The organism is Spirosoma arboris, from assembly GCF_009754945.1.
GTDB lineage: Bacteria > Bacteroidota > Bacteroidia > Cytophagales > Spirosomataceae > Spirosoma > Spirosoma arboris.
In genome coordinates this window covers 15,945-40,993 of sequence record NZ_WPIN01000013.1, presented here as the reverse complement: position 1 = coordinate 40,993, position 25,049 = coordinate 15,945, and the positions used below count along the sequence as shown (strand labels likewise).

The 25,049-nt window shown below is 48.0% G+C and carries 29 protein-coding genes and 1 pseudogene; 18 read left to right on the top strand and 12 right to left on the bottom strand.

What is annotated here, in order from left to right; genetic code table 11:
• The first annotated feature begins 413 nt into the window (after nucleotides 1-413).
• From GO755_RS27760 to GO755_RS27730, 7 genes are all read left to right on the top strand, one after another.
• Complete coding sequence (locus GO755_RS27760; RefSeq protein WP_157588579.1) at nucleotides 414-1,454, top strand: NAD(P)-dependent alcohol dehydrogenase; 1,041 nt, start codon at nucleotides 414-416, stop codon at nucleotides 1,452-1,454.
• A 10-nt stretch (nucleotides 1,455-1,464) separates the two neighbouring features.
• The gene (locus tag GO755_RS27755) at nucleotides 1,465-2,232 is read left to right on the top strand and encodes an NADPH-dependent F420 reductase (RefSeq protein WP_157588578.1); all 768 of its coding nucleotides are present in this window, start codon (nucleotides 1,465-1,467) and stop codon (nucleotides 2,230-2,232) included.
• Nucleotides 2,233-2,246: 14 nt separating this feature from the next.
• Nucleotides 2,247-3,155: a helix-turn-helix domain-containing protein gene (locus tag GO755_RS27750; RefSeq protein ID WP_157588577.1), complete on the top strand. Its 909-nt coding sequence runs from the start codon at nucleotides 2,247-2,249 to the stop codon at nucleotides 3,153-3,155.
• Between the two features lie 17 nt (nucleotides 3,156-3,172).
• Nucleotides 3,173-3,976, top strand: a complete 804-nt coding sequence (locus GO755_RS27745) for an AraC family transcriptional regulator (RefSeq protein WP_157588576.1) — start codon at nucleotides 3,173-3,175, stop codon at nucleotides 3,974-3,976.
• On the top strand, nucleotides 3,954-4,901 hold the full coding sequence (locus GO755_RS27740) for a hypothetical protein (protein WP_227687111.1): 948 nt from the start codon (nucleotides 3,954-3,956) through the stop codon (nucleotides 4,899-4,901). Before GO755_RS27745 ends, GO755_RS27740 begins: the two co-directional genes overlap by 23 nt.
• Before the next feature lie 120 nt (nucleotides 4,902-5,021).
• A complete protein-coding gene (locus GO755_RS27735; RefSeq protein WP_157588575.1) occupies nucleotides 5,022-5,999 on the top strand; it encodes an NADP-dependent oxidoreductase in 978 nt (325 codons plus the stop codon).
• 14 nt (nucleotides 6,000-6,013) lie between these two features.
• Nucleotides 6,014-6,379, top strand: coding sequence for a hypothetical protein (locus tag GO755_RS27730; protein ID WP_157588574.1), 366 nt, complete (start codon nucleotides 6,014-6,016; stop codon nucleotides 6,377-6,379).
• Nucleotides 6,380-7,056: 677 nt separating this feature from the next.
• Here the strand turns inward: GO755_RS27730 and GO755_RS27725 are convergent.
• Nucleotides 7,057-7,506 (bottom strand): hypothetical protein, encoded by a 450-nt coding sequence (locus GO755_RS27725; RefSeq protein ID WP_157588573.1) that lies wholly within the window; start codon nucleotides 7,504-7,506, stop codon nucleotides 7,057-7,059.
• 164 nt (nucleotides 7,507-7,670) lie between these two features.
• Nucleotides 7,671-7,826 (bottom strand): hypothetical protein, encoded by a 156-nt coding sequence (locus GO755_RS27720; protein ID WP_157588572.1) that lies wholly within the window; start codon nucleotides 7,824-7,826, stop codon nucleotides 7,671-7,673.
• Nucleotides 7,827-8,000: 174 nt separating this feature from the next.
• Here GO755_RS27720 and GO755_RS27715 point away from each other — a divergent pair, with 174 nt between their 5' ends.
• The 5 genes from GO755_RS27715 (at nucleotide 8,001) to GO755_RS27695 (ending at nucleotide 12,226) form a co-directional block, all read left to right on the top strand.
• Nucleotides 8,001-8,930, top strand: coding sequence for a sensor histidine kinase (locus tag GO755_RS27715; RefSeq protein ID WP_157588571.1), 930 nt, complete (start codon nucleotides 8,001-8,003; stop codon nucleotides 8,928-8,930).
• A gap of 18 nt (nucleotides 8,931-8,948) precedes the next feature.
• The gene (locus GO755_RS27710) at nucleotides 8,949-9,728 is read left to right on the top strand and encodes a LytR/AlgR family response regulator transcription factor (protein ID WP_157588570.1); all 780 of its coding nucleotides are present in this window, start codon (nucleotides 8,949-8,951) and stop codon (nucleotides 9,726-9,728) included.
• 153 nt (nucleotides 9,729-9,881) lie between these two features.
• Complete coding sequence (locus GO755_RS27705; RefSeq protein ID WP_157588569.1) at nucleotides 9,882-10,499, top strand: hypothetical protein; 618 nt, start codon at nucleotides 9,882-9,884, stop codon at nucleotides 10,497-10,499.
• 76 nt (nucleotides 10,500-10,575) lie between these two features.
• Nucleotides 10,576-11,445, top strand: a complete 870-nt coding sequence (locus GO755_RS27700) for a hypothetical protein (RefSeq protein WP_157588568.1) — start codon at nucleotides 10,576-10,578, stop codon at nucleotides 11,443-11,445.
• Nucleotides 11,369-12,226, top strand: coding sequence for an arylamine N-acetyltransferase family protein (locus tag GO755_RS27695; RefSeq protein ID WP_198174954.1), 858 nt, complete (start codon nucleotides 11,369-11,371; stop codon nucleotides 12,224-12,226). Before GO755_RS27700 ends, GO755_RS27695 begins: the two co-directional genes overlap by 77 nt.
• Nucleotides 12,227-12,230: 4 nt before the next feature.
• Here GO755_RS27695 and GO755_RS27690 read toward each other — a convergent pair whose 3' ends face one another.
• The 5 genes from GO755_RS27690 to GO755_RS27670 form a co-directional block, all read right to left on the bottom strand.
• On the bottom strand, nucleotides 12,231-13,007 hold the full coding sequence (locus GO755_RS27690; RefSeq protein ID WP_157588567.1) for a LytR/AlgR family response regulator transcription factor: 777 nt from the start codon (nucleotides 13,005-13,007) through the stop codon (nucleotides 12,231-12,233).
• Nucleotides 13,008-13,182: 175 nt separating this feature from the next.
• Nucleotides 13,183-14,277: a sensor histidine kinase gene (locus GO755_RS27685; protein WP_157588566.1), complete on the bottom strand. Its 1,095-nt coding sequence runs from the start codon at nucleotides 14,275-14,277 to the stop codon at nucleotides 13,183-13,185.
• Between the two features lie 65 nt (nucleotides 14,278-14,342).
• Nucleotides 14,343-15,431 carry a S41 family peptidase gene (locus GO755_RS27680; RefSeq protein WP_157588565.1) on the bottom strand — a complete coding sequence of 363 codons (1,089 nt, stop codon included), beginning with the start codon at nucleotides 15,429-15,431 and terminating at the stop codon, nucleotides 14,343-14,345.
• A 39-nt stretch (nucleotides 15,432-15,470) separates the two neighbouring features.
• Nucleotides 15,471-16,835, bottom strand: a complete 1,365-nt coding sequence (locus GO755_RS27675; protein ID WP_157588564.1) for a hypothetical protein — start codon at nucleotides 16,833-16,835, stop codon at nucleotides 15,471-15,473.
• Between the two features lie 71 nt (nucleotides 16,836-16,906).
• Entirely contained in the window at nucleotides 16,907-17,482 is a 576-nt protein-coding gene (locus tag GO755_RS27670) for a cupin domain-containing protein (RefSeq protein ID WP_157588563.1), read from the bottom strand.
• 706 nt (nucleotides 17,483-18,188) lie between these two features.
• Between GO755_RS27670 and GO755_RS27665 the strand changes: the two genes are divergently transcribed.
• The 5 genes from GO755_RS27665 to GO755_RS27645 all read left to right on the top strand — a co-directional run bounded on the left by GO755_RS27665 (nucleotide 18,189) and on the right by GO755_RS27645 (nucleotide 22,243).
• Nucleotides 18,189-18,362, top strand: coding sequence for a hypothetical protein (locus GO755_RS27665; protein ID WP_157588562.1), 174 nt, complete (start codon nucleotides 18,189-18,191; stop codon nucleotides 18,360-18,362).
• 35 nt (nucleotides 18,363-18,397) lie between these two features.
• Nucleotides 18,398-19,729 (top strand): glycosyltransferase, encoded by a 1,332-nt coding sequence (locus GO755_RS27660; protein WP_157588561.1) that lies wholly within the window; start codon nucleotides 18,398-18,400, stop codon nucleotides 19,727-19,729.
• 42 nt (nucleotides 19,730-19,771) lie between these two features.
• A complete protein-coding gene (locus GO755_RS27655; protein ID WP_157588560.1) occupies nucleotides 19,772-20,509 on the top strand; it encodes a carboxypeptidase-like regulatory domain-containing protein in 738 nt (245 codons plus the stop codon).
• A gap of 361 nt (nucleotides 20,510-20,870) precedes the next feature.
• Complete coding sequence (locus GO755_RS27650) at nucleotides 20,871-21,755, top strand: c-type cytochrome (protein WP_157588559.1); 885 nt, start codon at nucleotides 20,871-20,873, stop codon at nucleotides 21,753-21,755.
• A 59-nt stretch (nucleotides 21,756-21,814) separates the two neighbouring features.
• The gene (locus GO755_RS27645) at nucleotides 21,815-22,243 is read left to right on the top strand and encodes an SAM-dependent methyltransferase (RefSeq protein ID WP_198174953.1); all 429 of its coding nucleotides are present in this window, start codon (nucleotides 21,815-21,817) and stop codon (nucleotides 22,241-22,243) included.
• A 337-nt stretch (nucleotides 22,244-22,580) separates the two neighbouring features.
• Here the strand turns inward: GO755_RS27645 and GO755_RS41595 are convergent, their stop codons facing one another.
• From GO755_RS41595 to GO755_RS27635, 3 genes are all read right to left on the bottom strand, one after another.
• Nucleotides 22,581-22,799 carry an ABC transporter permease gene (locus tag GO755_RS41595; RefSeq protein ID WP_227687110.1) on the bottom strand — a complete coding sequence of 73 codons (219 nt, stop codon included), beginning with the start codon at nucleotides 22,797-22,799 and terminating at the stop codon, nucleotides 22,581-22,583.
• Nucleotides 22,768-23,307: an ABC transporter permease gene (locus GO755_RS27640; protein ID WP_227687109.1), complete on the bottom strand. Its 540-nt coding sequence runs from the start codon at nucleotides 23,305-23,307 to the stop codon at nucleotides 22,768-22,770. Before GO755_RS27640 ends, GO755_RS41595 begins: the two co-directional genes overlap by 32 nt.
• Before the next feature lie 91 nt (nucleotides 23,308-23,398).
• Nucleotides 23,399-23,632: a helix-turn-helix domain-containing protein gene (locus tag GO755_RS27635; RefSeq protein ID WP_157588557.1), complete on the bottom strand. Its 234-nt coding sequence runs from the start codon at nucleotides 23,630-23,632 to the stop codon at nucleotides 23,399-23,401.
• A gap of 116 nt (nucleotides 23,633-23,748) precedes the next feature.
• Here GO755_RS27635 and GO755_RS42335 point away from each other — a divergent pair.
• Nucleotides 23,749-24,607 (top strand): annotated as a pseudogene (locus GO755_RS42335) (IS982 family transposase).
• Nucleotides 24,608-24,633: 26 nt separating this feature from the next.
• Here GO755_RS42335 and GO755_RS42210 read toward each other — a convergent pair.
• Both GO755_RS42210 and GO755_RS41895 read right to left on the bottom strand, forming a co-directional pair.
• Nucleotides 24,634-24,798, bottom strand: coding sequence for a hypothetical protein (locus GO755_RS42210; RefSeq protein WP_394351048.1), 165 nt, complete (start codon nucleotides 24,796-24,798; stop codon nucleotides 24,634-24,636).
• A complete protein-coding gene (locus GO755_RS41895; protein WP_262887030.1) occupies nucleotides 24,719-24,892 on the bottom strand; it encodes a hypothetical protein in 174 nt (57 codons plus the stop codon). Before GO755_RS41895 ends, GO755_RS42210 begins: the two co-directional genes overlap by 80 nt.
• Nucleotides 24,893-25,049: the final 157 nt, after the last annotated feature.

Below are 25,049 nucleotides of genomic sequence, written 5' to 3'. Positions count from 1 at the left end.
GCCAAAGAAAGCACCAGCGGTCAAGTAGCGGGTTCCAGTTGAGTAAGTACCTGGAAGTGTAGAGGTAAAGTGCTACACAATTAAAGGGCGGTTAGGTATATTTCTGGGAGATTGTTTAGTAATCTCTTCCACTATGATCAGTAAAGCGGACTTGACCATCCAGCTTCTGGTAAAACAATCAGCCCGACATTCCTCGCAACGAGCATTTTCTGAGATTGTGTAATTCGTGAAAGCAAGTGTCATTAAGAAAAAATTGTTTACTGAAATCATGGTTCACACACCAGGTGGAGACTGCTCCTTATCAAGTAAACCATATTTCTTGCCTGATCAATTTTGGATACTCCTTTCTGAGATTTGGACAACTCCTTCTGCTGCCCGTTACCCAATTTTGTGCTGTTTTAACACAAAGCAGTATGATCGCCACAAAAGGATATGCAGCGCAGCGAGTGAATGCAGAGTTAGCTCCCTGGAATTTTGAGCGTCGAGAACTCGACGCACACGACGTGCAAATTGAGATTTTATTCTGTGGCGTCTGCCATACCGACATCCACTTCACCAGAGACACTTGGTTCCCAGGCATCTACCCTATGGTGCCGGGGCATGAAATTGTCGGTATAATAAAGGCGGTAGGCCCTCAGGCCCACAAATTCACCATCGGCGACTACGCGGGAGTGGGCACTATGGTCGATTCCTGCCGGGAGTGCGCCGACTGTAAAAGTGGGCACGAAAACTTCTGCGAACAGCAAGTGGTCTATACCTACAACGGAGTGGGTAAAGACGGACAGGTAACCTACGGTGGCTACGCGGACAATATTGTCGTTCACGAAGATTTTGCCTTCCGCATCTCCGACCAACTTGATCTGGCTGCCACGGCCCCCTTATTGTGCGCGGGTATCACCATGTATTCGCCCCTGCGAAAATGGAAGGTGGGCAACGGGCACAAACTGGCCATCGTCGGCTTGGGTGGTTTAGGGCACATGGGTGTAAAGTTCGGTCTTGCCCTGGGCGCCGAAGTAACCGTCATCAGTACATCGGCCAGTAAAGAAGCGTCTGCCAACCAATTAGGAGCGCACCATTTCATTGTCTCTAAAGACGAAGCCCAGATGAAATCGGTATTTCACTCATTCGATTTCATTATCGACACCGTTTCAGCCGACCACGACATTCATCCCTACATCGGCTTACTGAAAACAAATGGTACCTATATCAATGTCGGTTTACCCGCAAAGCCCTGGGAAATTTCCTCCTTTTCGGTAGTAGTAGGTAATAAAGCCATCACCGGATCGGGTTCGGGCGGTTTGCAAGAAACCCAGGATATGCTGGACTTTTGTGCCGAACACAATATTGTTTCCGACATTGAACTCATTGACATCAAAAACATCAATGAAGCCTTTGAGCGCATGGAAAAAGGCGACGTTCGCTACCGCTTTGTGATAGATATGGCAACGCTGTAATTCAACAGAGATGGAAACGCTCCAATTCGGATTTATCGGTGTCGGCCTTATTGGCGAAGTGCTCGTCCGAAAACTAGTAGCCGCAGGCCATCACGTGAAAATGACGAACTCGCGTGGGCCTGAAACGCTTCAACCGCTTGCCAATGAAATAGGCGCACAAGCTGTTACCGTTGATGAGGTCGTGCAGAATGTCGATGTGGTGTTTCTCGTCATTCCACAAAAAAACATCGTTAATCTGCCAAACGGCTTGTTTCGAACCGTGAGAAACGGGACCATTGTTGTTGATGTGGGGAATTACTATCCAATCCGTGATGGCGTTATTGATGACATTGAAAACGGGTTAACAGAAAGCGAATGGGTTGAAAAGCAGATAGGATACCCGATCATCAAGGTATTCAACTCCATCAACTGGCGTTCCCTGGACGCCCTGTCGATGCCCAAAGGTACAATTGGCCGGATTGCCTTGCCCATTTCGGGCGATGATGTCCAGGCCAAACAACGGATCGCAACCCTAGTCGATCAGTTGGGCTACGAACCTCATGATGCTGGTACAATAGCAGACTCCTGGCGACAACAGCCGGGTTCGCCGATCTATTGTACAAATGTAACTAAAGAGGAACTGCTCGAATGGCTATCTAAGGTGGAGCGTTTCTCGTTGCCCCAAAGACTTAGCCTCGGTCTGAAGCTGCACGCCGAATTGGTGGCCCAGCATAAAGAAACCGATGCCAGGGCGTATGGACAAGCGATGAAAGACGCGCTCATGCGAGCGACAATTTAAGCGGATAAGTAGCAATGAAAAACACATCGATCCATATAGACTCTATTTCAGCCCTCCACAAGCTGAGAGGGCTGCCCAAACCGAAACATCCACTGGTTTCGGTTTTTAGGTTGAATGAAGTGCCTAACGCCAATGCAGGCTGGACCGGCAATATGGTCATTGGATTTTACTGTATTGCCATTAAAAGGGATGCCGGCACGTTCAAATACGGTCAGCGGTATTATGACTATGATTCCGGCACCATGTCGTTCTTTTCGCCTAACCAGGTGCTAGCCCACGAAGAAGGTGAAACTGAATTGCAGGAAGGAGTGGCCCTGAACTTCCATCCTGACTTTCTGGCCGGTTATCCATTAGCAAAAACGATCAAGAACTATGGCTTCTTCTCCTATGAAGTAAGCGAGGCCTTGCATTTGTCCGAGCAGGAAGAAGAAATCCTGGATGGCATTTTCAACAATATTGAACGAGAATACCAGGGCAACATTGATCAGTTTAGTCAGGATATCATCATCGCCCAGATCGAACTGCTTTTGCAGTATTGTAACCGGTTTTATAATCGGCAATTCATCACGCGAAAAATTGCCTGTAATGAAACGCTAATCCGGCTGGAAAATTTGTTAAACGAGTATTTTACAGATGAAAAAGCACTAGCTTCGGGATTGCCTACAGTGCAGTTCATCGCCGGGCAATTAGGCATTTCCACGAATTACTTAAGCGATATGCTCCGTAGCATCACCGGCCAAACCACGCAGCAGCACATTCATAACAAATTGATGGAAAAAGCCAAGGAATTGCTATCCACCACGAATTTGACAGTTCGAGAGATTGCCTATCAGTTAGGTTTTGACTATCCGCAATCATTCAACAAACTGTTTAAAAAGAAAACCAACGTTTCGCCCCTAGCATTCAGGCAGTCATTTAACTGAGATCACGCAGTTTACGTATGGCCACAAAGCATGAAAACCGGTTTGCCAACATGATTTGGGCTGTGACCGAAGAGGCTATTTTTAAAGACGAGATCGTTCTCGATTTCCATTCGTTCGTTCGGATCTTATCGGGGGAAATGAAAGTGGTACAGGCTGATCAATCCTACACCTTTCTGCCAGGCGATACGATTTTGTTTCCTCGCCATCAGCTTTCTTCGGTCATCAAAAAGCCCCGGGATGGAAAGCCCTATAAAGCTATTGTGCTGGCACTCACTACCGCCCAGTTGCAGCAATATTACTCGAAAACAACGTTTACCAGACCTCTGCACTATTCCGGTCAAACCCAACCGCTTGGGTCGCATCCACTGCTGGACAGTTTTTTTGCGTCCGTCATCCCTTATTTTAACTTACAGGACCAACTCCCGCTTACCATCGCGCAACTGAAAATAGAAGAGGCTATTTCAATCATTCGATCAATCAGTAAGAATGCCGATGCTATCCTGACGGATTTCTCCGACCCCGGCAAACTGGATCTGGTGGCGTTTATGGAGAAGAACTTCATGTTCAATATACCGCTTGAGAAATTTGCCTATCTCACGGGCAGAAGCCTATCCACCTTCAATCGCGACTTCAGGAAGACTTTTCAGATGACGCCCCAAAAATGGCTGACCCATAAACGGCTTGAACTGGCTCGTTTTCAGATTGCTAAAAACCATAAAAAACCAGTTGACGTCTATCTGGAAACCGGATTTGAAAATCTATCCCACTTCTCCTTCGCGTTCAAAAAACAGTTTGGATATGCACCCAGCGAGTCGATTTAACACTAAACGATACCTAATTCAACGGCTTTTTAAACTCATTCTATTCCTGTTCTCCTCACTGATCATTCAAGCTCCAACAGTAGCCCAACCGCTCAACGGTGAACCCGGGAAACGTATCTCGGTAGCCCCAGAGGCTGTTTTTAGGATGTTTCGGGAGGCAGGGATGAAGCCGATAAACCATGAATTAACCGAAGCCGAAAAGGAAAAGGTTGAGCGAGCCTTTGCCGTGTTGCCTCCTCTCCATCAGAAAATTCTGAAAGCGCATTTGCAAAGCGTTAGCTTCATGGATAATATGCCCAATAACGCGCTGACCTCTCCGGTGGAAAGTTCCGATTCGACAAAACTGTATAACATAACCTTTCGGGCAGGCATTTTAGGGGAAACCGTTTCGGAATGGGCCACTAAGAAAGAATATACATCCTTTAACCAGTCAACTGATTCGGTCTTTACCATCCGGGTTGAAGCGGGGACATCGGATGCTATTCAATATGTTTTACTCCATGAAGCGACCCACGTGGTCGATGCCGTTTTAAGCATTACACCTCATCCCAAAACCAGCGAAGCACTGGCTGAACCGACTACGTTTACAAAAAATATCTGGTCTACGATGAATCGTCCGGTTAATACGTTTGTCCATCCATTATTAGAAAAGACCCGCTTCCGAACGGGGTCGGCACCCATCGACTCAGCCGCGGACGTTTACAAAGCCCTTCAGCAGACGCCATTTGCCTCGCTTTATGGAATGGCCGCCTGGTTTGAGGATTTGGCCGAGCTCGAAGCCATCTATCATCATACCCGCAAAATGGGCCAACCATTCCGAATATTGGTTAGAAAGAATAATGTCGAGGTAGTGCGCTTTGAGCCGATGAACAATAAACGGGTTAAAGCTCGAATCAAGCAGCTGAGAATTTTCTACAAAAGCTGATTCAGCCCACACCGTTTAATTTCTGATTCTTCATTGACATGTTGAACAAACCAGAATGACAGTTTAAACAAAATCCCTCCTTGTCCGGGCCGCTACTTTTGCCTCATAAAACAAAGAAAAATGAGAGCAATCGTATTAAAAGAAATCGGCGCACCCGAAAACCTAGTGCTGATCGACATCCCAACACCGGCCATTACCGAGAACGAAGTATTAGTGCAGGTAAAAGCCATTGGTATCAATCCAGTGGACGCTTTTGTCCGAAGAACCAAAGAAGCCCTGGACTGGGTCTACCAATACAAAGGCACCGAAGAGCATATTATCCTCGGATGGGACGTGGCGGGCGTTGTTGTCGAAACAGGCAGCGCGGTTACCCGCTTTAAAAAAGGGGATGAAGTATTTGGCAATTTTAAGTTTGTGGGTCAGGCTAACGCTTACGCTGAATACGTAGCAGCACCGGAAGCCGAAATGGTCTTAAAACCAGCCAATGTTTCGTTTGAAGAAGCGGCTGGTGCAACGATGGCCGCCCTAACCGCCTGGGTTTCTATTATGGACCACGGCCAGTTGAAAAAAGGTGACAAAGTGATCATTCACGGTGCCTCAGGCGGAGTTGGTCATTATGCCGTTCAGTTTTCCAAACATTTCGGGGCTTATGTGATTGGCGTCTCAGCCGCATCCGGCCGGGAGTTTGTGTTAGGACTAGGGGCCGATGAGTTCATTGATTATGAAACCCAACGGTTCGAAGAAATCATCACCGACGCCGACCTGGTGCATGATACCGTTTGGAGTGACGACGAACGGCATATCGAGCGCTCGTTAAAAGCCTTGAAGCCGGGCGGAACCCTGTTAAGCCTGATTGTATATCCTGACCCCGAGTTTATTGAGCGAGCCAAGGCAGAAAAGGATGTGACTGTACTCCGGGTAAACGTGAGACATCCGGAGGAAAGCTACCTGCGCGATATGCAGGCGATAGCCGCCTTACTGGCTTCGGGTGCTATAAAGACGCACATCTCCTCAATATTCCCTCTGGAAGAAATGGCAAAAGCGCACGCCTTGATTCAAACCAAGAATACGGTCGGTAAAATCATTGTTAAACCCTAAAACGATCCCCCGCCATGTCAAATCAATCAATCGTTCGACTCCATGCCCAAGTCACGATAAGCCCTACCGATTGGGAGCGCTTCACACAAATGGTCAATGAAGTAAAAAAGATCGTTCAGCAGGAAGGTTCGGAGAATGTGCTCACGCATGTTACGTATCATCAGGCGGATAGCTACGAATGCCTGATCATTGAAGCCTATAAAGATGAAGCCGCTTTCTTGAGCCATCTTGAAGCGATTAAACCGCTTTCCGAAAAATATACGGTGGATTGGACCGTAAACCGTATGGAACTGAGTGGATCTTATTCTGAATCAACGGTGGCGTTTATGAAGGGAGTGAGCCAAGGAGGAGACTTTGTGTTTTACAACCATCAGCTCTAATCACCTGTTGGACCAGATATATAACTAAATAGGGAAGCCCGTTTTATGCCGACCCGTGAAAGGCACGATATAGTAATCCAGGATTGCTTAATGGGGTTCTTTCATGGTTGATGGTATTCGTCTATGGTCGCGGGCTTCCCGTATTTCAACGGGAGCTTTCTAAAATTAATAGGGAGTAATCTTTAGCAGGGCGAAAAGTAAACTTGATTATGTCGCGATTTTAGAAAGTATACCTAGGATAGCTTTCTCCCTTCTGTATCCTGGAATAGTTGGCAGAAGCTCTGCCGCTACTTCACCATTACCTTAGAAGAGTTAATAAAACTGTCTTTAGGTTACGTGATGGCCAAAATACGAAACTTCATGCTAATTACCGTTTCAGAAAACGCCCCAATTACAGATACGCAAATTTCTCTTCGTCTCTTTTGGGAGGGTTTTGAGAGAATTTTCCTTTTACAATGGCAGCCTACTAGTTTAATAGCTCTCCAGTGTTCCCGCACCAGTACGGTCTGCCGTTACGGTACCGGCCACCGAAGCTTAATCTGTAGTATACGTTAAAGATGTTGCAAAATTCTTTTTACAAACTTATAAGAACGCTACCATTACCAGTTAACACACGGAGTCCTCGTTTTGACCAGACGAGGACTCAGGTTTGGAAAAGTTGGCTAAACCAACACTACTTATTTGGTCATAATTAAGCCATATGCTACGCCATCACCACCTTTTACGTTCAGTGTCAATTTGTTGGAGCTGCCTTTACCAATCGTGTCCGAACCTTTAACCAGGTTCACTTCGTCGTTACCAGCATCGGTTAAGGTAAGGCCAGAGACCGAACCGTTCATGACGGCTTCGTTCGTCGAGAGCGTATTAATGTCTAGATCCAGGTTTACGCTGGTGGCGCTGACACGACTGATCTTGGCACCGCCCTTCAGATCAGCGTCGTCGGCGGAGTAGACTTGACCGTTTGCCGTTACCTGTTTGAGCGTGTATTGGCCAGAAACGCGGCTGGACAATTCGCTGACAGGAGCGGGAGCAGGATTAACTTCGGTAGCCTGTTGTTTACAGGCAGAGAGTGAACCAACGAGCAGCAAGGCTGCCAGGGAAGCACGACGGAGAATTTGACTGTACACGGTGTTTACTGTTTTTGGTTGAAAGAATAAAGTTTATTGCCGGAGAGAGACTGTTTTGCCGTCCGGCGATACAAAGTTGGCAGACGCATCAGTCAGTTCGATAGGGGTTCTGTTCGAATTGAGGATAAGCCTATTTGAGTCCACATTCTGGTGGTTTTAAGTAGTCAAAACCCTGATTCCAGCCATAAACCTGCCACAAAGGCTACCTTCTTCACTTGTAGCTTAGCCGTATTAATTTCCCCATCAATCCATCCAGCATCAGTAGGAACTTTAACCTGATATTCACGCAATTCAGCCTGATTTTCACGCACTTCGAGCAAATCTAACTGGTCGTTAGTTCTATCATGGCCTAATTTCAGGACTAAACTTTAGCCTCTTACTGATCGCGTGGAAAAGGTCGATTACCGTTGGATTCGTGTTGTGGGTATCAGCCTGCTGGTAATCGTTGACCTGTATAGCTTTGGGTTACTAGCTCAGCCCCCAGGCTGACTACATTGAAGTATAGCCTGGAATTTCTGCTGATTCGGACAGCCAGTTGGGAGTCATTGCGATGGGTGATTATCCAGTCTCGAAAATGGTTCCCGCATCTGTCTCAGATCCGACGGCGCGTGTCGCTGATGTTACCAGTTTGCTGGGTACTCATCGTCCTAATTGACTGTACGGACATGCTGCTGGTGAATGTTTCGGGTTACCATGCTCCGTATCCGGAATTTGCGTTTACCAATGCCTTGCCAACCGGGGTACTTTTTACGGTATTTATCGCAGGTGTACAAGAAGCCGTTTATTATTTCATCCGGCTGCTGAAATCCGAAAAAGAGGCCGAAACACTCAAAAAAGAAAATCTGCAAACCCAACTGGACAGCTTAAAGCAACAGGTTAATCCACACTTCCTGTTTAATAGCCTCAATACGCTCTCGTACCTGATTGGGGATGATACCGAGCGGGCGGAAGATTTTCTCAATGAGTTGTGTAAAGTATACCGCTACCTGCTGCGGGCTAACGAACACGAACTCATTGATCTCAGTACTGAACTTCAATTTATCCGGTCCTATTTTCATTTGCTGAAAACTCGCTACGGCGATAATCTACATCTGCAAATAGACATCGAATCGGTCTACGAATCGTATCTGCTTCCTTCGCTGACCCTGCAACTGCTGGTCGAAAATGCCGTCAAGCATAATGTCATTGATAAATTCCAGCCATTGACTGTCAGCATTCATACTCAGCCCGACGGTACGCTGACCGTGCGCAATAACTTACAAAAAAAGCCGCAATCCCTAGTATCGACCCAGATCGGGTTGCGCAATATCACGACCAAATTCCGGCTGCTGGGTCAGGGAGATATTCGTATTGACGAAACCGACGATCAGTTTGCCGTTATTATTCCGCTGATTCAGGCGGACAATGTTTCTGTTTATTCATAACCTTTTTTTACCAATACCATGAACATCTTACTCGTTGAAGACGAAGATATTGCGGCTAAGAAATTGACCAAGACGCTGGCTGCCGTCGAACCAGACGCTACGGTAGTAGCAGTCACGACTAGTGTCCGGGAAACGGTGGCCTGGCTACAGGCTCACCAGGCAGCAGGCCAGCCTGATACACCCGATCTGATTCTGATGGATATCGAACTATCGGACGGGCAGAGTTTCCGGATTTTTGAACAGACGGGGGTTAAACCGCCCGTCATTTTTACGACTTCCTACGACGAATATGCCATACGCGCCTTTAAGGTCAATAGCGTCGATTATTTGCTCAAACCTGTACAGAAAGATGAGCTTAGGGCTGCTCTGGATAAGTTCGGTCGCCAGCAAGGGTCACGTTCGGAAGTGAGTGTGAATAACCTGTTGGATGAGCTCCGAAAACAACTCGCTCCCAAAGATTATCGAAAGCGGTTTCTGGTGCAGTATGCCGCTAAACTGCTTTCGGTCGACACGCATCAGATTGCTTATTTCTTTACCGACAACCGAATGAATCAGATTCGGACCTTCGATGGCCGGAAGATGCTGGTTGATTACAGTATGGATGAGCTGGAGCAGATGCTGGACCCTGCACAGTTTTTTCGGGTGGGTCGTTCGTTTCTGGTCTCGGCAACTAGTGTGGATCAGATCCAAACCTACTTTGGCAACCGACTGGCTCTCAAGCTTAAACCAGATAGTGATAAAGATGTGGTGGTAAGCCGGGAGAAACTCACGTCCTTTAAAGAATGGATGGGAAGGTGATCGCCCAAAAGATTAAGCGCGACTTTCATCCGGTTCGGCTTCATCAATCCTCAATTCGACTCGGTTGAGATTCCACCGTCCGCAGTGCCTGTCTACGTTTGTGGTGTTAAACGACAAATTTTTGAACCATTAAACACCGCGTAGCGGACACATATGAAAACGTTCACAACAAGTACTTTCTCAATGGCTGCTAAAGCAGCTCTCACCAAATGGTCTACGAATCACTACCATTTTGTGCTTCCCCGGATCAGCTGGCTTGTACTCGTCTTCCTAGTACTAACGAACACGGCCTGCCAGCCGGGTAACGGGCTTCGACCCAATGAATATGGCAATGGCCCACGCAAAACCGTACCCGCTGAACTGGTCGGCGAATGGCAACTCACGCAGGTAAGCAGCACCAATGTAGTCAGTCCGAACGGCCATACCGTGCCAGCCTGGGCTTTTGGCGCAGTCTTCCACATCAACCCCGATGGAACGGGCTTCAGCATCGTAACCGCTTCGACGGCTACGTATTCGTCAGAAGATACCCAGCGGGTTGAAACCAACGGCACGTACGAAATTGACCTGGATAGCAACGGTGATATGCAATTCAAGTACTACCCGGCCAATGGCAAAGTCTACAATAACGATGTATTTGCCCACGACCTGGCAGTAGAGAAACTCTATCCGGCCACCTACACCAACTGGTTCGGCAAGCTGACGACCTATTACGGCAAAACATGCTTCGAAAGTGAGCAATCCAACGGGACCATTCGCTACTTCAAACAATAAACGAATCTAGGTGGGTGGCTTCGCTCGCCATCGCTAGCGCAGTCACCCGCACCGATTCATAGCTACACCTCTTATCATGAAAACAATCTATTTTTTAGTCATACTGGCTCTGCTAACAACCGCCTGTAAGCACGATGTTGATCTGTTGAAAGCGCCCGACCCCATTAGCAGCCTACCGGGTAGCGGCACTGCAACCCAGCCCAATAGTAGTACGACTACCCAACCGGGCAGTGGTACGACAACCGACGGTTCTGTTGGAGTATTCCGCACGTTTCGCATTGCGTATGCCGCCAATGATTACCAGGAAGTGCAATACGATGCCGCTAATCAAGTGATATATTACCGTAATCAGGCGACAACTGTATTAGGTGGTAATGGCATGATGCAGCAGCGAGAGTATCAATTCTTGTACCAGCCGAATGGTCAGTTAAAACGGGTCGATCTACGGGGAGCGGGCTATTTTCTTTATCAATACAGCCCAACCAATCAGGTTAATCGCGTAGAGGAATATTCTGCTAAAGGACGCCTGCTATTTATACGAACGTATCAATACAGCGCTATTGGACAATTAGTGCAGCTTGACGCCCAATCCATGACCGACAGCTACGTAGGTCGTAAAACGTATCAGTATGACCAATCGGGCAACCTGACGACCTGTACCGATTGGGTGAAAATCCCCGGTACGGACGATTATCGAATCGAAACCGTGACGACATATGCTGATTTTGACCGGGGTAAACACGTAGAGAACCTGTTCGCAGCTTTCCCTTTCCTGCCGAACGTAACCTTCTACGCAAATAATTACCGCACCCGCATTGTGCGTTACCGCGACGGCAACGAGATTGGACGGGAAACGTACGTCTATATGTATGACGCGGAAGGTAAGCCCAAACAACGTACGACGTACTATTCTGGGGGTTCGTTATCCGCTACCTATTCGTATTAAGCACAAATCTGCAATCGCCATGAATGCCTCCGCTTATCTGAAGCGAATTGGTTATGTAGGCTGGCCCGACATCTGTTTGGCTAGCCTGCAAACCTTACACTACCAGCACTTGCTGGCCATACCGCTGGAAAATCTGGCGATTCACGCAGGTATTCCTATCCGCTTGTCGGTCGATGCACTGTTCGAGAAAATCGTTACCCAGCGACGCGGTGGAATTTGCTACGAGTTGAATGGACTTTTTTATGAACTGCTCCTTGAACTGGGTTTCACTGTAAAGCGCGTGTCAGGACGCACCTATACGGCAGGCATTGGCTTCAATCCAGAGTTTGACCATCTAGCGCTGATCGTACAAATAAACGAGATTGATTATCTGGTGGATATCGGTTTGGGACGTCGTTTTCCGCTGTATCCTTTACGGCTTATTGTTGATTCTGTTCAGGAAGATCACACGGGCTGTTATCGAATTACCCAACCGGCTTATGGTTCGTTTATGCTGTCTCAACGTACCGAAGCTGGCTTGTGGGAAAATGTGTATCAGTTTACGCTTACCCCACAGGAACTGTCTGCCTTTGATGCGATGTGTCACTATCATCAGACATCACCTGCCTCGTTTTTTACCCGGAATAAAGTCTGTACGCTCATCACGGAAGAAGGCCGCATAACACTAACAGATCACTCGCTAAAGCGAACCAAAAATGGGCAAACGTATGAGCAACTTGTTACCAGTCCTAAAGTGTTTGATCAGTTGCTGACCGATTATTTTGGGATGAATCCTTACTAGATGGTTATTTGCCCATCCACTTTCGAAAATCCGTGGCGCGTTCCCGGCTGACTAATACCTCATCGGTAGGCACCGGTTTTAACACCAGCTTCAGTTTATGATGAAAATACGAATGGATTTGCTGGACGGAATGGACACTGATTAGAAACTGACGATTCACCCGAAAAAACAGAGACGGATCGAGCATATCCTCCAGCTCTTCGAGTTTGTAATCCAGTGAATATTTCTGACCGCTCAAGGTGCGAAGTAACGTAACCCGATCTTCATAGTGAAAATAGGCAATGTCGGCTACATCGATCGGCAACCATTGCGAGAGGTGCCGAACCAGAAAACGACGTCGGTAGTCAGTCGGTTGGGTCTGTTGTCGTAATTGTTGAATTAAGGCATCGATGGCCACAACCGGGACGGATTTGACTTGGGGTCGACGGTTGAGTTGCCCATATTTTTCCAGACTAGCCGCCAGTTCCTGCTGCTTGATGGGTTTGAGCAGATAATCAATACTATTGACCTTAAACGCTTTGATAGCGTATTCATCGTAGGACGTAGTGAAGATGATTGGCGCTGAAACCGTCGTTTGGTCAAAAATCTCGAAACTCTGTCCATCCGCTAGTTCGATGTCCATGAAGATTAAGTCCAGCTCAGGAGCCGTTTGCAGATAGGCAACCGACGCTTCAACGCTAGGCGTGGTCTGAACAATCTTTACCTGTGGAGCCACTTCCGACAGGAGTTCGGTTAACCGAAAGACCGCTAATTCTTCGTCTTCAATCAGGAGTACGTTCATCACATGGCCAGCGTTGAGGGGGCAGCTGGTAAGCCAGAAGGTTCGTTTCGTCAGTAAAGTAAACTGTTGACGCCCTGAATAGGACCTATAGGCCGTTCGAATCCGTCAATAGGATGGTCAAAACAGCGTAAAGCCAGCCTAAAGCAGCCTGAAGAAGGTGTTACGAAAACGAGTATTACACAGGAATTAGGGGCAAGGCCACCACAAACTGCCCAGCTTCTTCCCGCACCGACGGTTTGGCTTGCCCCAGCGTTTCGTATTTCGCCATAATGTTGGCCAGGCCCACGCCGTTGGAGATAACACCCTGCTTTTTTTGTTGCAAGTTGTTTCGGATGTGGAGATTCGCTAGTTCATCGGTCTGAATGTCAACCCGTAATGGCTTGCTAGCGAGCACAACATTGTGCTTCACTGCATTTTCAAGTAAAAGCTGTAACGTCAATGGAGGCAGTTGGTACCGCCCAAATCGCTGATCTACCTGAATAGTTAACTCAAAACCCTCGCCATATCGTGTTTGTAGCAGATGGGCATACGAATGGATGAATTCCAGTTCCGTAGTTAAATCGGTTAGATTCTGTTCATTGGCGCGTAATATGTAGCGATATACCGAACTGAGTTCTTCGGCAAAGGTTTCGGCCTGCCGAGGATTTTTACGGATCAGGGCAATCAGGGAATTGAGGCTGTTGAACAGAAAGTGTGGATTCACTTGCTGTTTGAGTGCATCCAATTGGCTCTGCATATTGGTCACCCGTAGTTTCTCGCGTTCCTGCTCTGACTGAAGCAACTGAGCCTTGTAGTGCGACGAATCCAGTCGATAAAACACTAACTCATAGACTGTTACAAAAAACAGCGCAATGAAGTTAGCATGAAAAAAATCGATGCCATTCGGACTAAATCGGAACACATGATTGCCCAGGCGAATCACGGTAGGTCGCTCGCCCACTCGAAACCCAATAAACGTTCCCTGCGAGTAGCTGTACCGGATTAAATCGGCCGACCAGGAAAACAGCGTAGTCGCCAGCATACAGGCCAGCAGGGTTAGGGCCAGTCGGTACGTAGGGTGTAGCTGGTCCAGCACAACGTACCGGCCGTAGATATTGATGGCCCGGTTCAGATGCCAGATCAGGATAATCGATACGACGTTGAGGCCAATCGAAGCCAGCCCCTCCGACGTGAGGGGCTGCTGAATCACGTCATCGTCTAAAATGGCTAGGGTTGCCAGAAAGCTAATACCGACGACGCGTATCCAAAAGTCGTGGATAGGGCGGTTCATGGATTGATGGATGGAGTCGTTAAAGATAACGTACCTGGATCGATTAAACAAGGTTGCGATGTTGGTTAGTCTACTGCGTTTAGCTGCTCAATGACCCTGGCAAGCTCCCGTTTTTTTACAGCCCCGGGCGTGCTGGAAATCAGTGTTTTCAGGGCTATGATATGCGCTTTTTTCTGTGCTTTACGCTGAGCGATCGCCAGGTCTGGCTTTACACCCGTTCCCTCCCAGTTAGTTTGGGTAATGGGATTTCGGGCATATTCGACGGGGATAAAGGCTGTAAAATGATCTCCGATTCGAATCATCTCTCCGGAATGAGCGCCACCGGCCGTTAATTCGCCAACGAGGATGGCGCGTTTCAGATTCTGCAAATCATAGGCAAATTCTTCGCCCGCCGAAAACGTCTTTGTGCTGGTAAGCAGATAAACCGGCTTGCCGACGTAGCGTTTGCCCGGAAGCTGCGAATGCGTCCAGAACGCCTGAACTGACTTCCCACCCCGGCTGACAATATCGTTTAGATGCACTGAATCGGACCCAAAAAAGTAGCTGGCCAGAAAAGCCACCATGGCGGGATCTCCCCCTCGATTATGGCGGACATCCAGAATCAGTGCATCGGTCTGACTCAGGTAATTCATCGCGTCTGTAGCCGTTCCGGCAGCCAGTGCTATCGGCATAAATTCATCGATTCGTAGATAGCCAATATTGCCCGGTAGCAGTTCCGGTTTTCCGAAACCGAAATTAATTCTCCGACCATACTGTTGCAGCGCAGCTTGCTCATTGGCCGTTGAGCTACCGTCAGAAGACTTACTCGGTGTATTCTGGTAAAACAGCCGCAAATGCTTATCGTGGCTAATTCGCTGTATATGAGCGGTAAGAGTATCGGCAAATGCCTTGCTGCTAGTAATTGAGTCATAGTCGCCAGCGCTCAGTTTGGCTTGAATAACTTCCTGAATCTGAGCGACTACCTTCGGAAATACATACTGGCTACCGAGTTGCTGCATAAGCGACTGAATGACAACTCTGCGCGTCTGAGCGTCAATCGGTTGATCAGGACCTGCCACCACGGGTTGGCTACGGCTAACCCGTGGTAATAAGCAGACAATCCAGATGAGTATAGGTAACAGAGACCGACGTAATGAGTTGAACATTGGGTTCATTGGCCACAGTTGGATTTCTTCTTCTTCTTTGATGTTCGGCTACTTCTTTTTCAGCTGCACCCGGAACTCCCCACTGATGGTTTTCTTATCGAGCTTTACGTCCGGACATTCGCCCTCTTCCCAGTACGTCGTCACCTCGAACGATCCTCGCACGTAGGTAACCCCGTAAAACTCCTTCACCTCATCGATAGTGATGTATCCTGATGACGGAATGAGGTGCTCGCCCTCGCAGGGGGAATACCAGCTTACATACTCCCGGGTCAGGTCGCCGTCGATTTCCAGCGTGGCTAGGGCATTGCCCGTCGATGCCAGGTTGGTCGCGTCGTCGCCTGCATAGGCAATCCGGCCGGGATGAAGGTCTGTTTGGCCAATCGCCAGATCGATATAGTCACCACTGACCAATAAACCACCGATGCTTGTTTGGTTGGCAGTTACCAGGCCATGCCAGACTTTGCCCTCGGAACTTTTGCCGTTCACCGTAGCCCGGAAATAGGCCCCCTCAATTCGGATGGTTTTTAGGAGTTCAACTTTACCAGTTGCGCTGCCCCGGGGCGATTGCTCAGCCGGTATAATGTTATAGATATCGACCTTTATCACCGTTTTACCTTTAGCTACACTTTCTGAAGGCCAGAAAGTTGCCGACGTGCGGGCTTTTGCCACTTCCAGCGTACCACTACTCCCAGCATATCGCCAGTTTTTGATGTTGGCAGGGTCCTCCAGTGTTTTTTGGTGAGCCAGTTTGACGGCATCATCCAACTCGTGCAGCGGTTGTGAAAAATCGTCTCCGTAGCCGACGATGTCAAGCGTCGACGATTGGGCGGGGAAAATGACATCGGGACTGGCAGTTAACATATATTCGGCAAAGGCTCCCCAATCGCTAAAGTGTTTCGTGCTGACTGTAAGCGTCTGTGCGGTTTCGTCAAGTGCCGTTTTAGGCAATGCGTTCCAGTAGCCATCACTGTCCTGATAAGCCATGAATAGCGCCTGCGCCGACGTGCCGTCCAGACTATCGGCATCGTAGTGGTACTGGAGGGTAATTGGCTGAGCAAAGGTCTGTCCTTCGGGAAGAAGTCGGAACGACTGCTCCCCAATTAACCCAGGTAATGTGGGTTTAACCGGCTGCATGGTGAAGGTTGTCGCTTTGGAAACAGCTCCGGCGGGAATGGTCATGGCCAGCGTACCATCAGCTGAGGTCATCGTACCTCCTTGCGGGCCGATTGTTTTCTGAGTGGGCTGGCCGACCGGCGTACCATGCTCATATACAACTCCAGAGTGGGTCGGGGAGGTATGGGTCGTTGTGTCAGATGGTTTATTTGTATTCACCGGATTGACAGCCTCAGTAGCCTTTTGACAGGCCAGCAGACCGACGAAAAAAAATAGGGGGACATACAGGAAACGTTTCATGATTAAAAAGAGAGTTGATTGATTCATTAGTTGTTGTAAAAAATTGAAAGAGAACACAGATGAATTGACGGCTACCAGACCGCCAGATAGCGCCGTTGAAGCTCAGCAGCAACGCCATTTTTGAGCGCCTGCCGCCCCAGCCAGTTTAATAGCGGCTGCAAAAAGGCTAGCCAACCTGACATGCGCGTTTCGCTAATCAGGACCAGATAACCCAGTACATAGGGATTTTTTGGAGTTCCCTGCGCCGTGGTTTTCCCGTCGCGGGCCAGGCCGTAGGAAATCTGTAGCGTCTGCTCAAAGCCGGGAAAACCGGGCGTAAATCGGCACTGAAATCGGCATGGCGCTCTCGATTGATTAAAAAAGCGATGCTTGCTACGAGCGGGCGCGATAATGGATTCGCCCCGTTTTAGCCGGATAATCTTCTTGTTAAGCTTTATACTCAGCTCACCTTCCAGGCACGTAAACTCTTCCGAAAAATCGGTGTGATAATGCATTGGGGTTCCGGCTTCGGGGGCTAGTAGTACATCAACGAGTGTATGACGTCCACCGCTTTCACGGCTGATTTCCAAGAAGATTGTTTCCTCTTTTAGAACAGGATTGACTATGGTTCGCCCGACAAGTGGTCCGGAGCGGGGTGGCGTTGTCATTGGTTTTTCCGGTGGTTAACAAGCGTGTCTAATTGGTTAGGAACAGACCCAATTGATCAGCTTGGTATTGGTTTGATCACCCAAAATTGAGGGGAGGGAGGTGCTTTAACCAATCGGTATGTGCTCGAAGTGGCACTTGCTGCAATCGAAGCAGCCAGAATCCAGCGCCTAGCAGTCAAGCTATCTTGTGATCAATAAGCGTATTGTGCCACCGCTTTAGCTGTGAATTCAGTAAACATATACCCATTCAATGAACCGTCTTGACGGTCTACTAAGTAAGCCTATTTCATGTTTCGAAGCGAAGTCAGTAGGAGCCGTTTTTGTCATTGTGAGGGACGAAGAATCTTACAGTTTCCTTACTTACGAACTAAGAGGCACTAAGATTCTTCGTCCCTCACAATGACAAAAACGGTTCTGAACAAAAGCTTGAAATAGGTTCATTATTAAAGAGAAGTATGGGGTTTAGCGTCTCCAATGCCAACTGGGGAAGGGAATCTGAACGGTATTTCGACAAGTATTTCCGTCAAATCAATCAGAGAATAGTCGATTCGGCAGCGCAGATAGCGCGGCTGCTTAAAATGAGTCTTGTGCTGTTTCGACGGGTGAGAACGATACTTTAGACAGGGCGGGATTTCAGAAGCTGACTAATCATCAGAATTTTGTCGGACAGTAAACAACACGGTTTACCCAAAACCAATCCATACGCATGAAAAAAGCAATGCCTTACAACCAATGGGTGACTATCACGCTAACGCTACTCCTGACCCTTTTATGGGGTGTTAGCTGTCTACTAGTCGATTATGCCTTAGTATTCACTGATTTTATTCAGGATAAGCTCCCGTCAAAGCAGGCCCTGCTGCAATGGGCAACAGTCAGTTAATTTTCTCTTTTACAAAAACCATAAACAACAATCCAATGAACCACAAACGTATTCTTATTGCCACTATGCCCCTGGATGGCCACCTGAACCCGCTAACGGGACTTGCCAAACATTTACAAGGTGTCGGCCACGACGTTCGCTGGTACACGGGCCCCAGCTACGAAGACAAAATCCGTAAACTGGGTATTCCGTTCTACCCATACCAAAAAGCTCGCGAAGTCAACCAACTCAATCTGGACACTGCGTTTCCCGAACGACTACAGATGAAAGGTACCATCAAGCGCCTTCGCTTCGATCTGAATAATGTCTTTTTCTTCAGAGCCCCCGAACTGGTCAGTGATGTAAAAGCCATTTATGAAGAATTTCCCTTCGATCTGCTCCTGTGCGATGCTGCCTTCAGTGGTGGGCTAATCCTGAGAAAGCTGTTAAACGTACCGGTCGTATCCATCGGCATCGGGCCATTGGGTGAGAGCTCGAAAGCGTTACCCCCAACTGGACTCGGTATGGAGCCTTCCAATACGTTCCTGGGGCGACTTAAGCAGGATTTTATGCGCTACCTGATTACCAACGTTCTGCTGAAGCCCTGTACCGATGTGTACAATCAAATACTGGTTCAGTATGGATTAACGCCCAAGAAGGAGTTTGTTTTCGATACGTTTACCCGTACTCCCGACCTGTATCTGCAAAGTGGTACGCCCGGTTTCGAGTACTCTCGCCCGGATATGAGCCCCAACATCCGATTCGTAGGTCCGTTGCTTCCCTATAGCCAGGGACCGAAGCATCCTTTCAAGCACGTGGCCCGGGTAAATCAATATAAGCGGGTAATTCTGGTGACACAAGGCACCGTTGAGCGCGATCCGAAAAAACTCATCATTCCTACCCTGGAAGCCTTCAAAGACGATGCTCGTACGCTGGTTATCGTAACGACCGGTGGTTCCCAGACGGTAGAACTTCGGGCGAACTATCCGCTGGCCAACGTACTTATTGAAGACTTTATCGACTTTAACTCCGTCATGCCTTTTGCCGATGTCTACGTGACCAATGGGGGATACGGCGGAACAATGCTGGCGTTGCAACACGGCCTGCCACTAATAGCTGCGGGCGTCCACGAAGGCAAAAACGAGATCACAGCCCGCATCGGCTATTTTAAGGTAGGTATCAATCTAAAAACGGAAACCCCTACTGCGGCAAAAATAAAAAAGAGTGTCGAAAAGGTGCTCAGCGATCCGTACTACCGAATCAACGTCCAGCGACTTGGTGCTGAGTTTAAACAGTATGCCACCAACAGTCTGTGTGAAAGATATATCTCGGAACTGCTGAGCGAATCGTCCACCGCTCCAGCCAAAAACCAGACCACCTTGGTCTAATCAGGTTATTCCTTTTCAATCCTCTTTTAAACAACAATTGCTATGAAAACTATAAACCGTTTTTTACTACTAGCAGGCCTACTCAGTCTGGCAGCCTGCACCAAAGATTCTCTCTCTACTGATCCTGGTAAGGTTCAGGCCGGTTTTGTCAAAGGTCATGTGGTCGACACCCAGGGCCGACCATTGGCTGAGGCTACCATCATTGCCAACAATGCTATCTGGGTTGGTAAGAACGTCATCGGTACAACGGATGCGAATGGGAACTACAGAATCAGCCTACCCAACGAGCCCGGCATCGGTGCGTTCTACGTGCGGGGGAACGTGAAGATGAAATTCGAAGGGAAGACCTATCAGCTACCGCTGTTCACCGAGGCCGACGATACCTTTTTGCCCGATGAGGGAGCCGTTAAAAACTTACAGCTCAAACTTTGGGGCGAAAAAACGGGCAACTTTGGCGACGATGGTTTATACGGCGGCACTGTAGAAGTAACGAATCGCACGAGTTTTAACACCGGTGATATTGAGTTCATGCTGGAACCAATTTCCCTGATCGATGGCTCCAAAGGCGAAACGCTTACCTTCCATACCGATTATTATACCGCACAAGGCGTGCCTATCGGCAAATACCGCGTCTCGGCCCGTCGCATCTCGACCAACCAACCGCTTTACGTTCGTATTCTGGATTCCAACCAGGCGTATGAAGAATCCGTAACGACGATTTTTCAATCGAGTTACTATATCGAAACTATTTATGAAATGCACATCGAGGTGGCCGAATAGGGCCTAATATCTTAGCCAATATAGAATAGACTATAAAGGAATAAAATTCTCGAAACCTGCAGGCAGTTGAGCATTCTCTTTGCCTGAGAAAAGCCGCGTTCAGTTCCTACTGGCGCGGCTTACATTATATCAATATCTAGTATACCAGAAACTGATTCTATGCTTAATAAGAAGTCTTGATGAACCAGGAACGAGCCACTGATTTTTAAGGGCTGAAGAAGTAAGGAGCCGATTTGTGCCTAAAGAGTTTAATCCACTATTAAGCCGCTTCGCACGTTTAACTCGCTGCTTTAAACAGATGCCACCTGGCCCAAAGCAACCAAGTCCCCAGTTTTGTGTGACCACAAACACAAAACGTTGGATGAACACTCTGCGCAAACTTGGCAAATGGATCGGCGGTACCCTCCTGGCGATGACCGTTATTTTCTTAATGATCTACCTCTTTATCGCCTACATGATCAACGGGCGAATCGATAAACGATACGCATTTAAGACTGAGCAAGTAGTTATTCCTCAGGATGGGGCTACGCTGGCACGAGGTGAGCACTTAGCCCTGATTAAAGGCTGTGTTGAATGCCACGGCGAAAAGCTGTCCGGAAAAGTCTTGGTTGACAATTTCCCCCTTGGCCGCTTATCGTCGTCTAACTTAACGTGGGGCCAGGGCGGTCGCCCTACCGATTACAGCACGTCTGATTGGCTGATGGCCCTTCGGCACGGGGTGGATCGAAGTGGACGCCCGCTGCTGTACATGCCTTCCCACGAAACGACAGTCCTGGCAAAATCGGATTTGCAAGCTCTCATTGCCTATTGCCAACACCTCCGCCCTGTTGACAACCAGCTGCCAGCGAATCAGCTAGGGCCCGTTGTGAAGCTATTGACTTATGTCGGGAAGATGCCGTTGCTGCCAGTCGAGCAGATTGATCACAACCGGCCGATGGTTGTCCAGGCCGACACGCTAGAAGGCATTGCGCAGGGGAAGTATCTGGCTGTGTCGTGCATAGGCTGTCACCAGCCTTCGATGAAAGGCGGGAAACCAACCCTGCCGGGCGGATCACGGATAGCCGATCTGACCCGCAGTGGTGCTACCGGCCGTTGGACGAAAGAGCAGTTTATCCGCACTTTACGAACGGGCAAAACGCCAACTGGTCATCAACTGAATAACAATGAAATGCCCTGGAAAATGACGGCCCAATACACCGACAGCGAGTTAAAGTCGCTGTATCAGTACCTCCATTCGCTTCGATAGCGAAATGATCCACCCATTATTCATTTGAGATGGACATACACCTAACTAATGTAGCAGTTGTGAAAAACACTCGTCAGCAGCCAATCGATGACGCCTGGGGAGACATTATATCTGAGATTGAACTAGCTGACCATATGCCTAGCGAAGTATTAGATAACATTGAAGCGTTCTCACACTTAGAGATTATATATTATTTTAATCAAGTTGCCCCGGAAAATATTGTCTTTTCTGGGCACCCACGCGGTAATCTAGCCTATCCATTGATGGGCATTTTTGGTCAACGTAAAAAAGATCGGCCTAATCAGCTTGGTCTGTGTACGGTTGAACTGGTAGAACACCGAGGCAGAACGATTGTCGTAAAATTTTTGGACGCAATTGATGGGACCCCAGTACTGGATATCAAGCCTGTTTTCCAAGAATTTCAACCTCAGACTAGTCTCAAACAACCGGATTGGGTAGCTGATTTAATGAGCCAGTATTGGCGCTAGTAGGTCTAGCTATAAATCAATAAAAAACCTACAACTGCCTCCTTAGAAGGGACTAGTTGTAAGTTTTAACTGTAGAAATCACTACTTTTGCCTACAACAGACTTCGTCTTTCACGCCTCATGCTGAGGAGCGATTCTTGAGACAAGGAAAATAGCACTGCCAAGCTAAGAACGGCCTTGACGACTTTATAAACTTGCATCCCAACCACTAATAGCTAATACCACTTGCTATCAAAATTACTTTTATTCGCTTCGTAGCGACTGGACCGGATTCACTAGAGCCGCTTTGATCGATTGGAAGCTAATGAGTAAAGTAGTTAACAGAGCAACGACTAACCCTACCCCCACGAAGGGTAGCCAACTAATCGAATGTGGTACGTATAGTCCGCTAGCCATTTTGATACGAGCCAGTAGGCTAATGGCCACGCTAATACATTTTCCAGCAGCACCCAGGCGTATTCCGCCACAAATAAGCCCACGATGCCCACGACTGATGCGCCGAGCACTTTACGGATACCGATCTCTTTAGCCCGCCGAATTACGCTCAGCGAGACCAAGCCTACCAAACTTAGCAGCACCACCAGCAAGGCTAGAGCCGTCGCTAGGTAAGCGGCCTTCTTCAGTTGCAATTCCGTTTGATAGAGCTTTTCCAGCGTCTGATCCATAAACTGGTACTCGAAAGGGCATCTTGAAAAAGCGTAGACTACTGCTGCTGAATGGACTCCAAGCTGTGAGAAATATAACCAGGATGGAGTTTGAAGGAGAGTTAACGGTAGATAGAAACGCCCTTGATCGAAAAAACAGCATGGGTTGGATAGCTTGCTGCATAGAATTGAAATGAAAATCCTCGCTCACCCCAACTACCGTAAACAGCCGTGGGTCACTCATCATCCGGAGTTGTTTGCCGATAGTATACCCTGATTTTCGATACCCCATCGCCCGAACCGCTTTTTCGTTCAGAACAATAGTCAGCGAGTCGGCATCACGACCCTCAAAAAACCGACCGGCTACCAGCGGAATCTGGCAGGTTTGCAAATAGTTCTCGTCTGACACCAAGGCTTGCATGGATATGCGCTAAGGTTTGAGCTTGATCATCGAAGAGGAATTGCCGCAATCGACTCATTTGGGTAGTCGATAGTTTACCCATATACCCAGCCTATCTAGTTTGGATCAGCGAGTCGAGTCCATCCTGTCGATAGCGTCTCCAAAGTCGTTGTGCCTGTCGTAGGCTTAAATTGACCTGGTTAGCTGCTGCCTCCTGAGTCGGGCACTCGCCTGCCTTAAGCAGTCGGAGAAACTGGACATAATCACGGAGTTGAGCTTTGGTCTGTTGTTTCTCCAGCAGTTTCAGGTATGATAAATCTTGGATAATTTCGTCAGCGTAATTCATGGGGTTAAAATACGACAAACCAATTCTTAATTAGTATTAATCTAAGTTGCGAGATATGAACCCCGTCAGCCGGGGAGATCGTTTTGAAGTAGCTGACACTTTATACGATCACCCACATGACTGACAAGGCACTGGCAATTTACTGCCTACTCGATGATATGTTTCAAATCATGGGCCTAAAAACGGACGCTCATTGCAAACTTAATGAGGCTGAAGTAGCTACCACTGCCCTAATGGCAGCCCTGTTCTTCTACGGAAATCAAGCCACCGCTTGTGATTACATGCAACGCCATATGGGGTGCCGGATGATTGACAAATCAGGATTTAATCACCGGTTACACCGCTTAGAAGCCACTCTATTGCTGGTCTTTCAGGCTATGGGCTTGGCCTTAAAAGAGCTTAATGCGTCCGCTCGTTACATCATTGACTCCTTTCCGGTATCTGTCTGCCGCAACTGTCGCATTCCTGTTTGTAAACTCTTGACGGGCAAAGCCTACCACGGCTACAATGAAGCTAAAGAGGAGTACCGCGCGGGCGGCCCCGTTCTACGGCTTTAAAGTCCAACTCATCACAACAGCGTCCGGTCAACCGGTGGATTATTACGTTGGTGCAGGCAGCTTTCATGATAGCACGGCCTTCCAGTCGATGCAACTGGATTTACCCGCAGGCAGTAAGTTATACGGGGACAGTGGCTATACCGACTATGAACAAGAGGACTTGTATGCTGACTGCGAGCAGATTACGCTTCTAATTCATCGTAAGCGTACCTCAAAACGACCCGATGAAGCTTGGCAACGTTTTCTCAAGAAGCACTTTCGAAAGCCTATCGAGACGGTCATTAGCCAGATAGAGGCACTTTTCCCTCGTAAGATTCACGCTGTTACGGCCAAAGGGTTTCTATTGAAGGTGTTCCTATTTGTGCTGGCCTACGCCGTTGATAAAGCTTATGTCTATCCGATCAATCTCGCAACTTAGATTAGTATTATATATACTTTGGTGGCCTAGATCAAAAAAACGCCCGGCTTAGATTTAGCCGGGCGTTTCCGTTTGTATCCCACCATTATATAAATGATACAACTAAGATAGTCAAAAATACAGTTGTAGCTCAATCTCTTTTTCTTCACCTTCAGTATCTCCTTCCAGTGCGTCGTATAACGCCTGGCCAAAAACTGCTGCTGCATGGGCCAATCCGGGCAATGGCCGCAATAAGTAGGTAAATTTGGGTGCAGTAAGTGTGGCCGCTCCAAGCAGGGGTTGCATACTTGCTTTTACCCACGTAGCTTTGCTTCGTAGGCATAATTAACTGACCCTTTGAGTGTTTACATGCCCCAACGCTAATAGCGTGCACAGTTCTTAGCGTTGGGGCTTTATTTATAACTATCTGATTATTAGTAGAATATAGAAAAAGCATCTTTAC

Excerpts from the sequence above, each read along its gene's own strand:
- GO755_RS27760 (WP_157588579.1), top strand. The coding sequence starts at position 414 with ATGATCGCCACAAAAGGATATGCAGCGCAGCGAGTGAATGCAGAGTTA.
- GO755_RS27755 (WP_157588578.1), top strand. The coding sequence starts at position 1,465 with ATGGAAACGCTCCAATTCGGATTTATCGGTGTCGGCCTTATTGGCGAA.
- GO755_RS27750 (WP_157588577.1), top strand. The coding sequence starts at position 2,247 with ATGAAAAACACATCGATCCATATAGACTCTATTTCAGCCCTCCACAAG.
- GO755_RS27745 (WP_157588576.1), top strand. The coding sequence starts at position 3,173 with ATGGCCACAAAGCATGAAAACCGGTTTGCCAACATGATTTGGGCTGTG.
- GO755_RS27740 (WP_227687111.1), top strand. The coding sequence starts at position 3,954 with ATGCACCCAGCGAGTCGATTTAACACTAAACGATACCTAATTCAACGG.
- GO755_RS27735 (WP_157588575.1), top strand. The coding sequence starts at position 5,022 with ATGAGAGCAATCGTATTAAAAGAAATCGGCGCACCCGAAAACCTAGTG.
- GO755_RS27730 (WP_157588574.1), top strand. The coding sequence starts at position 6,014 with ATGTCAAATCAATCAATCGTTCGACTCCATGCCCAAGTCACGATAAGC.
- GO755_RS27710 (WP_157588570.1), top strand. The coding sequence starts at position 8,949 with ATGAACATCTTACTCGTTGAAGACGAAGATATTGCGGCTAAGAAATTG.
- GO755_RS27705 (WP_157588569.1), top strand. The coding sequence starts at position 9,882 with ATGAAAACGTTCACAACAAGTACTTTCTCAATGGCTGCTAAAGCAGCT.
- GO755_RS27700 (WP_157588568.1), top strand. The coding sequence starts at position 10,576 with ATGAAAACAATCTATTTTTTAGTCATACTGGCTCTGCTAACAACCGCC.
- GO755_RS27695 (WP_198174954.1), top strand. The coding sequence starts at position 11,369 with ATGACGCGGAAGGTAAGCCCAAACAACGTACGACGTACTATTCTGGGG.
- GO755_RS27690 (WP_157588567.1), bottom strand. The coding sequence starts at position 13,007 with ATGAACGTACTCCTGATTGAAGACGAAGAATTAGCGGTCTTTCGGTTA.
- GO755_RS27685 (WP_157588566.1), bottom strand. The coding sequence starts at position 14,277 with ATGAACCGCCCTATCCACGACTTTTGGATACGCGTCGTCGGTATTAGC.
- GO755_RS27680 (WP_157588565.1), bottom strand. The coding sequence starts at position 15,431 with ATGAACCCAATGTTCAACTCATTACGTCGGTCTCTGTTACCTATACTC.
- GO755_RS27675 (WP_157588564.1), bottom strand. The coding sequence starts at position 16,835 with ATGAAACGTTTCCTGTATGTCCCCCTATTTTTTTTCGTCGGTCTGCTG.
- GO755_RS27670 (WP_157588563.1), bottom strand. The coding sequence starts at position 17,482 with ATGACAACGCCACCCCGCTCCGGACCACTTGTCGGGCGAACCATAGTC.
- GO755_RS27665 (WP_157588562.1), top strand. The coding sequence starts at position 18,189 with ATGAAAAAAGCAATGCCTTACAACCAATGGGTGACTATCACGCTAACG.
- GO755_RS27660 (WP_157588561.1), top strand. The coding sequence starts at position 18,398 with ATGAACCACAAACGTATTCTTATTGCCACTATGCCCCTGGATGGCCAC.
- GO755_RS27655 (WP_157588560.1), top strand. The coding sequence starts at position 19,772 with ATGAAAACTATAAACCGTTTTTTACTACTAGCAGGCCTACTCAGTCTG.
- GO755_RS27650 (WP_157588559.1), top strand. The coding sequence starts at position 20,871 with ATGAACACTCTGCGCAAACTTGGCAAATGGATCGGCGGTACCCTCCTG.
- GO755_RS27640 (WP_227687109.1), bottom strand. The coding sequence starts at position 23,307 with ATGCAAGCCTTGGTGTCAGACGAGAACTATTTGCAAACCTGCCAGATT.
- GO755_RS27635 (WP_157588557.1), bottom strand. The coding sequence starts at position 23,632 with ATGAATTACGCTGACGAAATTATCCAAGATTTATCATACCTGAAACTG.
- GO755_RS41895 (WP_262887030.1), bottom strand. The coding sequence starts at position 24,892 with ATGCAACCCCTGCTTGGAGCGGCCACACTTACTGCACCCAAATTTACC.